At 43.2% G+C, this 12,622-nt stretch carries 14 protein-coding genes and 1 pseudogene; 13 read left to right on the forward strand and 2 right to left on the reverse strand.

Translation table 11 applies throughout. From position 1 onward, the window contains the following. Positions 1 to 20: 20 nt before the first annotated feature. Complete coding sequence (locus Kalk_RS07610) at positions 21 to 770, reverse strand: hypothetical protein (RefSeq protein ID WP_101893622.1); 750 nt, start codon at positions 768 to 770, stop codon at positions 21 to 23. A 375-nt stretch (positions 771 to 1,145) separates the two neighbouring features. On the opposite strand from Kalk_RS07610, the gene Kalk_RS07615 reads away from it, so the two are divergent. Both Kalk_RS07615 and Kalk_RS07620 read left to right on the forward strand, forming a co-directional pair. Continuing rightward, complete coding sequence (locus Kalk_RS07615; RefSeq protein ID WP_101893623.1) at positions 1,146 to 2,360, forward strand: DUF6161 domain-containing protein; 1,215 nt, start codon at positions 1,146 to 1,148, stop codon at positions 2,358 to 2,360. Positions 2,361 to 2,503: 143 nt separating this feature from the next. After that, positions 2,504 to 3,271 carry a DUF1883 domain-containing protein gene (locus Kalk_RS07620; protein WP_101893624.1) on the forward strand — a complete coding sequence of 256 codons (768 nt, stop codon included), beginning with the start codon at positions 2,504 to 2,506 and terminating at the stop codon, positions 3,269 to 3,271. Positions 3,272 to 3,667: 396 nt separating this feature from the next. Here Kalk_RS07620 and Kalk_RS21170 read toward each other — a convergent pair whose 3' ends face one another. Continuing rightward, positions 3,668 to 3,820 (reverse strand): hypothetical protein, encoded by a 153-nt coding sequence (locus Kalk_RS21170; RefSeq protein WP_158643366.1) that lies wholly within the window; start codon positions 3,818 to 3,820, stop codon positions 3,668 to 3,670. A 92-nt stretch (positions 3,821 to 3,912) separates the two neighbouring features. On the opposite strand from Kalk_RS21170, the gene Kalk_RS07625 reads away from it, so the two are divergent. The 11 genes and pseudogenes from Kalk_RS07625 to Kalk_RS07670 all read left to right on the forward strand — a co-directional run bounded on the left by Kalk_RS07625 (position 3,913) and on the right by Kalk_RS07670 (position 12,590). Continuing rightward, complete coding sequence (locus tag Kalk_RS07625; RefSeq protein WP_101893625.1) at positions 3,913 to 4,893, forward strand: hypothetical protein; 981 nt, start codon at positions 3,913 to 3,915, stop codon at positions 4,891 to 4,893. Further along, entirely contained in the window at positions 4,886 to 5,989 is a 1,104-nt protein-coding gene (locus Kalk_RS07630) for a hypothetical protein (RefSeq protein WP_101893626.1), read from the forward strand. The genes Kalk_RS07625 and Kalk_RS07630 overlap by 8 nt, the downstream gene beginning before the upstream one ends. Before the next feature lie 49 nt (positions 5,990 to 6,038). Next, a complete protein-coding gene (locus tag Kalk_RS07635) occupies positions 6,039 to 6,641 on the forward strand; it encodes a hypothetical protein (RefSeq protein ID WP_101893627.1) in 603 nt (200 codons plus the stop codon). A gap of 225 nt (positions 6,642 to 6,866) precedes the next feature. Further along, positions 6,867 to 6,962: pseudogene (locus Kalk_RS21655) on the forward strand (hypothetical protein); the annotation flags it as partial. A gap of 69 nt (positions 6,963 to 7,031) precedes the next feature. Continuing rightward, on the forward strand, positions 7,032 to 7,685 hold the full coding sequence (locus Kalk_RS07640) for a hypothetical protein (protein WP_101893628.1): 654 nt from the start codon (positions 7,032 to 7,034) through the stop codon (positions 7,683 to 7,685). Between the two features lie 157 nt (positions 7,686 to 7,842). Further along, positions 7,843 to 8,175, forward strand: a complete 333-nt coding sequence (locus tag Kalk_RS07645) for a YnfA family protein (protein ID WP_101893629.1) — start codon at positions 7,843 to 7,845, stop codon at positions 8,173 to 8,175. Positions 8,176 to 8,676: 501 nt separating this feature from the next. Continuing rightward, positions 8,677 to 8,862: an IS3 family transposase gene (locus Kalk_RS21755; protein ID WP_101893630.1), complete on the forward strand. Its 186-nt coding sequence runs from the start codon at positions 8,677 to 8,679 to the stop codon at positions 8,860 to 8,862. Between the two features lie 47 nt (positions 8,863 to 8,909). Further along, on the forward strand, positions 8,910 to 9,458 hold the full coding sequence (locus tag Kalk_RS07655) for a DUF4166 domain-containing protein (protein ID WP_101893631.1): 549 nt from the start codon (positions 8,910 to 8,912) through the stop codon (positions 9,456 to 9,458). Further along, on the forward strand, positions 9,458 to 9,964 hold the full coding sequence (locus Kalk_RS07660; protein ID WP_101893632.1) for a demethoxyubiquinone hydroxylase family protein: 507 nt from the start codon (positions 9,458 to 9,460) through the stop codon (positions 9,962 to 9,964). The genes Kalk_RS07655 and Kalk_RS07660 overlap by 1 nt, the downstream gene beginning before the upstream one ends. A gap of 328 nt (positions 9,965 to 10,292) precedes the next feature. After that, positions 10,293 to 11,894, forward strand: coding sequence for a hypothetical protein (locus tag Kalk_RS07665; protein WP_158643367.1), 1,602 nt, complete (start codon positions 10,293 to 10,295; stop codon positions 11,892 to 11,894). Positions 11,895 to 12,284: 390 nt separating this feature from the next. Beyond that, positions 12,285 to 12,590 (forward strand): hypothetical protein, encoded by a 306-nt coding sequence (locus tag Kalk_RS07670; protein WP_101893634.1) that lies wholly within the window; start codon positions 12,285 to 12,287, stop codon positions 12,588 to 12,590. The last annotated feature ends 32 nt before the right edge of the window (positions 12,591 to 12,622 follow it).

Genomic DNA, 12,622 nt, shown 5'->3' on the forward strand with positions numbered 1-12,622 from the left:
ACTTACCCCGGGGGATGCGTTTAAGCCGGTGTTGCTTCGATCATAGGCTCGGGGGAAGGAGTGCTGCGACGCTGGGAGCGCCGATACTGACTGTGGTAACCCTCCAACCGGCCCTCAGCATCCCAGAACACAAACTGGCCGCAGGCACGGATCTCATCCACGGCCTCCTTCAGGTGCGTATAAGCCTGATCACGGATCACACGGGCACTGTTGCCCCCTGCCCGCTCACCATTCACCTGAGCCAACAACTCCGCCATACCCTCTGCAGTGGTGGCGGCCAGCTCCAACTGCTCGGGCCCCACACCCACTACCTGCAACGGCTCTGGGTGAGCGCGGCCCAGAATCGCGATGTCGTTCAGATCCTGAATCATATCCGCGTGGCCCGTGCCCTCAGCAATTTGCGCCACCCGCTTCAACAACACCTCATCACGACGATAAGCATAGCGCATCGTGCGCAGCATCTGATCGCGCAACGCATAGGCAGCCGGAGCCTCCTGATCCCAGCGCACCTGAGCCTCCTCGCGGCCGAAGCGCTCCTTAAACCAGCGTGATTCCGCTTCACGCAAAGCACCTATGCGCTGAGGCAAACCCTGCACCCAAGCCCAATCCAAACCCGCCGACTGCAGCGCCTGCTGATCCGGCTGCACCCACTGATACAGGTTCTCTGCCTCTTGAATGTAGATCTTGATAGGAAGGTTAGGCTTTTTGATGCTATCGGTACTGATGGCCTCGATAGCCGCCAACTTGGCAGCGTAATCCGTGCTACTCATTATATAAATCCTTTTGGTTTATAGCGTTGAAAGTGAAATGCCCCAGCGTGCAAGAATGGAACGCGACCGGGGCCGGAACGAGGTTCCGACTATAAAGACGGCAGGCACGTAAAAATACGGAAATTGTTAAGTGATTGATGCATGTTTAAACAGACTTTATAGTAGCAGGACGCTACTGGGGATGGGGGATGTGCGCTGTGCTGAGCAAGCCCTTGAATTTGGATATCTCGGAGCCTTCGGCTTTTGCCAGATGAATTTACAACCTATACCGACCAACACGTCATTTAAAACAAAGACTTAGGGAAATGGGGCTTGGATATCACGAAAGGTTCGGTTCACTAAGTTGTTAGCACCCCGTAAAAAAGAGAGACTACCTTGAACGTTAACGTAAATTTTGATTTTTCTGATTTGTCAGGAAAAAACTTCAAGTTTCAGGATTCAAGAGCATTGGCCGAATTTTTGGAGTTTGAGGTTAATTTTTGGGCAGAAAAAAATAAGTACATTGGCAACCAGAGGCAGCTCCATCCATCTATAAATTATTGTTCCAATTTTAAGGATGTTCTGCAAAAAATGCAGAGCTGGGATGAGCAAGAAGATATAACTACCGAAATATACCAAGATAAACTGAATGGGCTTAAGCAAAACCTCTTTCGTCACACAAACACTCAGTGGCTTTGGAGCGGTCATTCATACACGAATATTTTTATTGATTGCCACAAGAATCATGGTTTGGCTACAGCGGCCGCCTTTCTTGAATATGTAACAAAGAACCAAGTTGGAAACCTCAATTCACCAGAATCCTTTCTAGGTGTCATGATTGGATATGATTATCTAAATCAGGGCGCTGATTTGGTTAAAAGAGGAAAGGCTGAAAGGGAATCAATTGAGCTTTTGCGATGTGAGCTTGAAAGTGCTCATAAAGCGCTATTTGGGGAGATTGAGGCTTTTAAGAAAACCTTTAATGAGTGGGATGCCACGGTTAAAGAAAATTGGAATACATGGCTGGTCGATTCTAATGAGCAAAATTCAAATCTACAAAAAAGCACGAAAGACGAGTTCGTTAGCTTTATGGATGGCTGCAACACTAGAATCCAAGATCTTGAAAATACTTACCAAGAAAAATTGCGCTTAGAAAAACCTGCCACATATTGGAACATAGCAGCAAGGAAGTATGGGGTTCAAGGTGGGTTGTGGGCTTTGGCACTTATCGCAGCAGTGCTATTAGGCTTGGTGTATTTTTCAAACTTCTTTCTAGGTTGGCTTGAAGGCAAGCCTATACCTTTAGGATTGCATACTATTCAAGGCGTTGTAATCTTTGGGAGTATAGCCACTGCATATGCATTTTTAGTCCGAGTGTTGTCTAAATTGACATTTAGCTCACTGCACCTGATGCGTGATGCAGAAGAACGCGAACAATTAACCTATCTGTATTTGTCCTTGATGAAAGATAGCGATGTAAGTGAGGCGGATCGGAGGATAGTCTTACAGGCTCTATTTAGTCGGAGTGAAACAGGATTGCTAGCCGCTGAGCACGGGCCAACCATGCCAAGTGTTGGGGAAATTGTAAGTACTGCTTCAAAGTTAAAGTAGCATCAAAAGTGCTAACAATCCGATGCACACGGAGCCAGCTACGCTCCACAGTTATTGTGGTATCGCTGCGCTCTTTTACCACAATAATTGTTCCACTACGCTGGCCCGGTGATTGGGGCGTTATGCCTTGAAAGGAGTTCTGATTGAATTTTCTTAAATATGATTTAGGTAATTTAAAGCGGGGAGAGATTGTCGAGGTTACGCTCACAAGCGGTGTAAACGTGCGATTAATGGATAGATCTAACTTTAACAGCTATAAAAACGGAAGGAAGCATCGATATTATGGCGGTCTCGCAAAGAAATCGCCCATAAGGCTTCAGGTTCCCAATTCAGGCCACTGGTATGTAGCAGTAGACATGCAAGGTCTCCGAGGTAGCACTAACGCATCTGTTCGTGTGCTACCAGGAGTATTGCCGGAAATTCAAGAGCGTGCATTGTCTGAAGTCCCTAGCTTGGTGAGAGATAATGTTCCCCCAACTACAGAAACTGGCGGGGAAACGCACGATGTTTTTATTTCTCACGCTTCAGAAGATAAAGACAATTTTGTTAGGCCATTGGCAAATGCCTTATCAAGTGAAGGCTTGAATGTGTGGTATGACGAAATGACACTTCGAATAGGAGACAGCCTGAGACAAAAAATTGATAAAGGTCTTGCGAATAGCCGTGTTGGCTTAGTTGTCCTCTCGCCGTCATTCATCAAAAAAGGCTGGACCAACTACGAGCTTGATGGAATCGTAACACGAGCAGTTTCAGGTGAGCAGGTATTGCTACCCATATGGCACAACATTACAAAGCAACAAGTCGTAGATTTGAGCCCATCATTGGCTGATAAAGTTGCGCGCAGCACAGCAACCCATACAATCGAAGAGATCGCTGCTGAAATAGCAGAATTAATTAAGTCGAGGGCATAACAAGGTGCTGCAAGGTGTTAAACTCTTATGAAAATATTGAGCGTTAATGAATTAATCCAAAACCTAGAAATCTATGTGGGCAAATATGTTCACGTCGAAGGAACTCTATGTTACCAATTTGAATGCTGTTGCTTATACCACCGGCCAAAATCCGAATGGGATAAACACAGTGATTATAACTCTAGCATTTGGTACGGCCCTGCGTTTAATTTTAGCCTAGAGGATCACACGTTGAAGAAGTGGTCTAGTAAACGTGTAGTTATGGGCGGTACTATTCGAGGCCCAAGTGAAAATTTGGGTGGTTGTGGTCATATGTCTATGTGGCCAGCAGAAATTGAAATTACACAGTTACATTTGCATGGTAGGCTCGGTGAAGCTTAACAAGGCAAAGCAGCCTCAGTCGCTACGCTCCTTGGACAGACTTGCTGTTGTTTGCGGCGTTATGCATCCGAGAAAGTGAGGATCATAGTTCATGAACTTCAGCTCTGCGGTTACGGGGCCGGATGGGGCAGAAGGGAGTAGAGCTTGATAGCCTATGTAATTGTTCATCTAACATCTCGTACACAATTTACTAAGTACCAAGTCGTATTTTTCGAAACATATGGCGTTGGGGTTGCAGCGGACTAAGAAAGGATTTATTGATGTCTGAAACGGGGAATATAGAAGACCTAGCCAAGATTGTAGCTAAAGATGTCTTTTCTTGGTTCAAATGGCGGCAAGCCGAATTGAAGGATGTGAACTGGAGTTGTGTTCAAGATCATCACAAAAAGAGTACGCACCCTAGTGATACGGTGTTTAGCTATATTCATCCTTACACCGGGGACAGGATTTTTCTAAATACCGATTTAAAAAGCTACGCAGAAGGTACGATAAAACCCGCTGCGATTAGAAAAGCCATTCAATCGTTAGCTATGTCAGTAGAATGTGCGAATGTGAGTTCAGATTGGCAAGAGAAGTACATTCCTGACGATGAGTATACCAACGAGGTAGTTGGGTTGCTTTTTATATATAATCACGACAACAAATTTGACAGGAATTTTTTCAGTTTTTTGTCACAAATGGACAGAAAGAACCTGAGAATTGCACCCGGAAACACTATAGCAGTAATTGGGCCCCAAACGATAGATTACCTAGTTAATGTTGTCAATGATATTAAGGTGTTGATAGCTGATGAACATCTTCCAAAAAAGAATGAACTAACCTTTTACTACCCTGACTTGGTGATGAGTAAACGCCATGGGAGTGAGTGGGATCAGCCTGCAACAATAGAGCTTCTTACTTCACCTTGGATGATTATAAAGCATAAGCCTTCAGAGAAGTGCGGAGAGGAAGGATATGTTATCTATTACCGTAGGCTAGGTGAAACGGTAGATGAGTTTATATATTTTTTAGATACTCTGTCTCACTACCAACTATTACTGCACAATGCGCCGATCAAGTTACGTTTTGTCGGATCTTCGAAAGTAGCAATGCAAAATTTTAATAAAGCTAAAATTCAATACCTTCAGAGTTGGGGTGCTGATCCTGGCAGGGAACAGCAATTAAATAGGATAGAAGCGTCATCAGTAACAACTGTAGTTACTGAATTTAATCCAATGGAAATAGGAATGCGTGATGTCTAGAAAAAACGGCCCTTCTCTATATCATATGACAGACAAAAATATTTTCGATGCATTGCAACATAAGAAGGTGACATTGAATGCGTTGAATGATCATCTACTTGAAAGAGGAATATTTCTGTCTGATGAAACAGGCAAGTCAGAAATAACCGAATACGTGGCCAGCCTTCCACACGACTACCATCATTATCAGTTTATTGCGGGGCTAATAGAGAATTCAAATAGAAAGGAACCATCAACAAACACCGTATTAGATGTGCAATTAAAGAATGGTGATATTAAGTCTTACTGTGATGAAGTTGTCAAAACCAGGAAAGGTTCGGGGGAAGTATTGAAGATAAGTCAGAGCGGTGACAGCACTACAGTTACTGTGACTTATACCGATGTGGATTTTTCAAAAACTGAAATTCGCCAAAGAACGACCAAGCATGCAGTGATCGAAATCGAGAATAACAATGGTGCGCTTTCAATTCGTAGACCCGCGAACAATCGTGCAGCTGAGATCGTTGATCAGTTTACAAATGAACTAAAAAAATCCGTAAAAGAAGAGGTTCCAGAGCGGATTATCTCTCTCGAAGCAATAGTTCAAGCAGAAGCAAGAAGCTATTTTTTTGATAAGCTAATTAAATTGATTGATGGATTCAAATTAGTTGATGTAAAACAAGTTAATGTTAAGTTTTCTGAAAGTGATGATGGCGAAGATAGTGACGAGGATGACGACAATGGGGTTCTACTTGGGCATATTCAAAAAGCAGTCCTCAATGGTGATGGAGTTCTACAATCTGCCGAGTTCAACCAACTTCATGGATCCGGGTTTTATATTACGAAGATTACTTGGGTGAGTGTTGATACCTTACCTGGCGGAGACAAAGTGGAATTCTCTGCTGAATTTGGCAATCCAGATATATGCTCAGACTACAAATATAAAGTATGTTCTATATATGGGTATAAGAAGTTAGACGAATACAATGTAACAGGTCGCTCACCCAGTGCTATTGAAAAAAAGGTATTACTTAAAAAATTAGAGGCAGCTTCCTTTTTAGCCTACGAAAAAGTAGTTAACAAATACGGGCAAAATGATTCAGATGAAGACGATTAGATGGTTTAATCTTCAACTACCGGTCTCGATTAGAGAGTTAGGGGATCGAATGAACGAAAATCAGTACAATGAGAGTGCTGGTAACGGTTTTATATTGTCTCGAAAAGGGAATAGAAAAATCGAAGGAAAATATGTTGTTAAGGACATCATCAATCAAGAAATAAACGATCCTTTTGGAAACACCCAAGTATTTAAGCGAATTGAATACATCACGGTTACTTTCAGTATCAGTAGTGATCCTGGTTTGTTCATCCACCTATATAACCCACCAAGAAAAATTAGACCTTTTATTGATGCAATGTCTGGAATATGTGGTCTTGGCTTTGGGATTTCATCGTTAAGTATTGAGCCACTCAAACTTATAAAAGAATTAGAGCATAAGTTAGGATATTCTAAAATAACATATATCGAGTGTTCTGGAATAAATGTGGATAATAAAGCTACAGCTAAGGTAGTTCTTAATTCAGAAGAAGATTCCAGAAAAAGCCTCAAATCCTTTATTAAGGATTCATACTATAAAGTAAATAAGCTAAAAGCAAAATTTGATAATGCCGAATTTTCTGGGGATTTAGAAATTAGAAGCAATGGATCTGTTACCTATGCGGATTTTCCTGAGCGTTTTATTGTTCCTATATTAAAATCTTCTTTATAAAGTCACCAACATACTATCAGTTATCGCAAGTTAGAGATGACCTGGGTTCCGCCAGTTAGAAATGACCCCCCTTGTAGTCTATCAGGTTCCCCTGGCACAGGCACATTGTCAAAGAACAGCCCTAGCATTTAGCAAGGTAGTCAAGGATAAAGAGCTTGCGTTCGGGTGAGCTTTAGAGGTGATGAAATGCGATTTTGATGCAAGTATAAACCAGATGTTGAGGAAGCTTGGCCGGGCATATTTGCCTATATTGAAACGTTATATAACCGCAAGAGAAGACATTCTGCGAATGATGGCATGGGTCCTGTCGAATTCGAATAGCAAGCAGCGATGGCTGCATAGTTAGGGTGTCTACTTTTGGTGGGGAACACCGCCTAAAGAGAAGCAACGATGGATGACAAAGCTAAAGAATGGATTATCTATATAACGGGTGCAATTGCTGTACTGATGCTTTTCTACGGGATACTTCAGGTACTCATATCTTTTGCAGAAATGCTTCCTGCTCTACTAATGACAGGCATTTTTTTCCTAATTTTGCAGATTGTAACACTTGTTGGAGCAGTGCTAGCTATAGGAGCAATTGCGATATTAGTCATACAAGCTGTGTTGTCTATATTGTCTAAATTTGAATCTGATTTTAATGAGCAAATTGCCTCTCTTAGAAGATCGATTAACAAAGTCACAAACAATCTTGCATCAGAGGTACTAGCAATAATTTCATCTATTCTAATAGCAATAGCTCAAGACAACCTTTCATCAAATAGCATCACCAAATACTCTATCGGTATTCTATCAGCCGTTTATCTTTTCTTTTCGATACAGTTAATCAAAAGTGACAAGAAGAAGGATAAAGTTGTAGGGGTGTTTTTTTATACCTTTCCAATACTTGTTTCCTTGGCATATTACCTAGCAGATATAGAAACCCTAATATCAACTTTTAACGTTGATAACATTCAAGTTACTATTTTACCCGCTGCTGCATCAATAACTTTGCTGTTAGCATTTTATTATTCATTTAAACCTCAGTCAGCAGAAAAGGGTTAACGAGTTAAGCAAGCGGGCTGGCCTGCTACGCGCCCCCCGTTAGCAACGTTATGCACCTGGATGATTGTCGAGCCCTGTCTAGATTTGATATGTAGATTTAGACTAATATCTCGCGAGTTTAGGTTTAGATTTCCAGCAACACAATAGGTGGCCCTAATTGCCAGAAGTAAAAACAGCTTTACTGTTTATCGTCACTGCATTCGCTGAAATAGTAGGGTGTTACTTGCCCTATCTATGGCTTCGTGAAGGCAAGTCTATCTGGTTGCTTTTCCCAGCGGCTTTAAGCCTAGCAATGTTTGCGTGGCTCTTGTCGATTCACCCCACCGCTGCAGGTAGAGTTTACGCTGCCTATGGGGGCGTCTATGTGTTCGTGGCTATTTTTTGGTTATGGGCGGTTGATGGTGTTCGTCCAACAACGTGGGATATCCTGGGCTCTTGTGTTGCACTAGTAGGGATGGCTATTATCATGTTTGCGCCGCGCAATGCATAACAATCATATTAAGTGATCCAAGCTACGTTCCGCATTTTAACAATATAAACGTAACAATAGTGAGAAAATGACAATCAGAATATCTGAGGTGTATTTTCTATGGCGTTTTCACCAGTATTTCTCAAGTGATAAGGCATATGGCTCTATAACTAGTCAATTTGGTGATTATCTTGAGCGTTACACATCAGTCAACATTGTTCAGCTGATATGTAAGCCCGGAATTTTTAAGGTTTAGTTGGTGACGGACATACATATAAGTCTCTAACGAGAAATTGACTACCGACATCTCTTAAATATTGGTTAAAGATCCTTGGTTTCACTTGGCGGTGGTGATAGATCTGTTTTCACGACGGATTTTTGGCTGCAGCCTGGACACCTCGATTACAGGGGCCTCGATTTCCAAGACAATGGGCTAAACATTGAGCCAGCGAATCAGCATGAGTCGCAAAGGTAATTGCTGGGAGCGCCTGCCCCACGGAGTGCTTTGGGCACAATGCACCAATGGAATCTTTCTTCAGTCGACTTAAAGTTGAATTGATTTACCCGAAGAATTATCGGACGATTGAGGAAGCTAGGTCGGGCATATTTGCCTATATTGAAATCTTCTATAACCGCAAGAGAAGAGATTCTGCGAATGATGGCATGAACCCTGTCGCATTTGAAGAGCAAGCAGCGATGGCTGCATAGTTAGAGTGTCTACTTTTTGTGGGGAACACCACAAAAGCGTAATTAATATGCCAAGTGTATTAGCCAAAAATTGGTTCGGAGATAAGTTTAACAATCTTCACCCTTTACTTCAGAAACTGCATACAGAAGGCGGCAGGCTTACTGGTGATGTTGAGATATATTACGGGAAAGGGCTGGCTGGGGTTATTGGTGGTAGGCTAGCGAAGAAAATGAATTTGCCTAGCGAAGGCACCCATCAACTGGTAGTGAGTATCTCGCATGATAATGATGGCTTGCATTGGGGCCGTTGTTTCGATAATCAGGCATTGGTTAAGTCATTATTCAAACCTGTAGGGCATATAGAGCAAGGTTATTGGATTGAAACCACAGGGCCGCTATCAATGAAATTGACTGTAGATATTAATAACGGTGGATGGTTTTGGCGGTGCCTGAATGTGAATTTCCTAGGTGTTCCAATACCCCGTTGGTTAATTCCGAAAGCCAATGCTTATAAAATTATTGAAAATGGCAAGTATCGTTTTCATGTTGAATTTTCATTGCCGATTATTGGTTCTTTGGTCTCCTATCATGGGCTACTGCGAGCAGAAAATAGCTGATGAGCATTGAGAAAGAATTAAGAATAATGCATGCATGTGAATTAGGCGCTGCTGGGGTTTATAGAGGGCATAAATGCGTTGCACGCTACTTCTTCAGGGCTAACCTTTCCAATTTAGATAATATGCGGTTTCATGAAAAGGATCATGCGTCTATTTTTCGCAACTTACTAAAAGAGCGCGATGCCCGGCTTTGTTTTGCGCACCAATTGTTTTTTATAGGTGGCCTTTTTTATGGTGTTATCATAGGGCTACTTGGGCTTAAGGCGATTGGTACGAGCACTTACACTATTGAAGAAATAGTAAATGGTGAATTCGAGCTAGCGCTTATTAAGCTTGAAAGTGATAGCTCTATTTGCACAAAGATAAGGGCAATACAATTAGAAGAACAACAACATAGAGACTCAGGAAAAGAATTAGCAGGTAACAATTACGCCCTGTTTGGGGTCGTAGAACGAATAGCGAAGACTGGTGCGTATACAGCGAAGTATTTGGCCTCGTCGCTATGAATGGGTTAACAAAGGCGTTAGCTGGCCTTCTGCTCAGTGATTATTAGTCCTCCAGCCCCGACAGCCATCTAGCATTCACAGAAGCTGCATTCGTTTGACAGGCAGGATGGTTTAGTGGTAATCAGTGCTTAGTTGAAAGCCGAGGCCTGTCAGTGTTGTGTTAAAATTAGATCACAAAATATTAATGACCTGTTTAGCTGCGTTGTTGTGGGTTATCTGCGCTCAACTGCAGGCAGCTGATAATGTTGCTGATCAACCGATCGATTCGTTGCTAAAGAGTATACAGGCAGGCCTTTTCCCGACACGGTCATATCACGATTACGAAAGGGTGGTTCGCAATTTAAAGCAAGAAGATGAGCCCGAATTTCTGTCATTTCCTTCAAAGCTGGTTTCCAACGACGATTACGCTCAAGCATTGCATGCCAGTTATCTGGCGTGGGCGTTAGCCAAGAAAAATGGTTCCACTCGTTACCCTGTTGCCTCTTGGTTGAATTTCTTCAAAACCATTTCACAAGTCGATCCGCATCATCCTGGGTATGAGCGTGGATTCGCGGAAATCGCCAGTATTCTTCTGTGTGCCTATATGCACCGCCACCCAGATGATATAGAGAGTGCACAAACCATATTGAGCTATCTGGGGGAGGTAAACCAATTTTCTCCGGTAATGTATGACCAGATATGGAATGACATCATCTATCCACCGGTCTATGGGCCAACGAAAGTATTCAAAAATACTAAAACATTGGCACTGCTGATGTTGAGTGAAAAGGGTAAGCGTTCCACCCATAGGTTGGTGGGGTTAGCTGTTCCGCCGGAACGTATGCTGTATCGTATCAATGCCAGAGATTTTACCTTAATGGCAGTGAATAATGGCTCAAGGGAGGACTATCTATCCTGGCTGGATGGCATCGAGCAGGACCTGATGGTGACAGATCTGAGCCCTTATTTTCCCACCTCTATAGTGACGTACGAAGATTATGTGCGAGCGTTGCATTGGAGCTATGTGGCATGGGCGCTGGCACAGTCAGGCAAGCCGTTTGAGGCCCCTCTAATGGAGTGGTTGAACGCTGCGTTGGCGATGGTAGGCGAAGCAGAGAAAGAAGTTGGGGCAAACGGGCAAAGGGAGCTGATCGCTCGAGCATTGAGTGCGTATCTGTATCTGGCCCCCAGTCGGGAAGGAGCGCTGCAGGCTTTGTTGGATGCCATCGATCAAAAGGCTATGCCGCCGTTGTCAGTATTGGACGCTGAACAATACAAAGAACTTTGGCGTGAGATAATGTGCCCTTCGGAAAAGTTTCTGGACGCCCCAGCGTATGAAGTTTTATTTATGGAAATGGAAAGAGTCTCCTCGAATGATCCTGAAAAAACTCAGTATCTGTTTTCGAGCATAATGAGTTGCTTGCTGCAGGCGAAGTTTGGCATAAAACAGATCTGGTCGGACGCTGCATACCAAAAACTGGTCAGGCTCTCAAATGAGGGTTTGCCCGGAACGAAGTCGGCACCGGATGGTATCAGCACAATCCGTGATATGGCGTGGTGGATTCGAATAAGACTGTATAAAGATAGCATGCCAATGATGGAAGCGCTGAAAATGGAGGGTTGGCGGGTAGCACCGCTCATTAAAATTTATACAACGCTTTTGTTGGTGTCTTGGGGTTTAAGCGTGGTGGCGGGCATGCTTTACCTGGCGCCAAGGCCTTTGCCGAAAGGGGGGGCAGCGGTTTCTATCGTGTTGGGTGGCTCCTTCCTCGCGGGAATGATTTTTGTGGTTGCAACGCTGGCGTCAATTGGCCACAACAATGCTAATACAACGGGATATTTGAATGTGTTGAGTACAGCGACGCCCGTTTATGCGGTATTTGTTGGCATTTTGTTGCTTTATAGCCTGTATCGATTTTTTGGGCGTACCAAGGCCGACCCCAATGAGTAGGAATTCTTACTCCAGCGTGGGTTAGCAGATGCCCTAAGGCTATAGTCGTTTGAGTACGAGGTGGGCAGGATAAGCGCTTCAAAGTAAATGTTTCTACACCTTTCTTTCTCATGCAGAATTTTACCGGTTTGTTTGCGGCCGAATACGTTGGTTGTACTTGGCGGTGGTGATGGATCTGTTTTCACGCCGGATTGTTGGCAGGAGCCTGGATACCTCGATGACAGAGGCACCCAGAATTGAACACAGGCATACGTTGACTACCTGAGGGGAGCCAGATCGGGTATATCTGCCTATATCGAAATCTTTTATATCCGCAAGAGAAGACATGGTATACACATTAAAATGGGTGGCAGACAGATTATCTGTTATCAAAGTAGGAGGCGTCGTATTATGATTAAGTTTGAAAGATACCCCCATATCAATGACCTCCTTTCACATTATGCAGAAAGCCTAAACAACCAAAGGGCCGAACATATACTTGAAAATGGAGTAAGCAACAAGCAAGAAGCCAAAGAATTTTCAGTATTCGTCTGGCAGGTCGTTGATGCTATGCATGAAGATGAAGAGAATAATATCTCTGTGCTTGGCAGCACAGACAACATCGAGATGATCCCTGATCTTGAGTACGAAATATCTTCATACATGAAATCCACTGGCTTCTTTAACATTTGGGTAGAAGTTAGCGAAAGTGCTTAACAAGTTGCTGATAGCGCCCCTACCAAACAGGA

This window comes from Ketobacter alkanivorans (assembly GCF_002863865.1).
GTDB classification, from domain to species: domain Bacteria; phylum Pseudomonadota; class Gammaproteobacteria; order Pseudomonadales; family Ketobacteraceae; genus Ketobacter; species Ketobacter alkanivorans.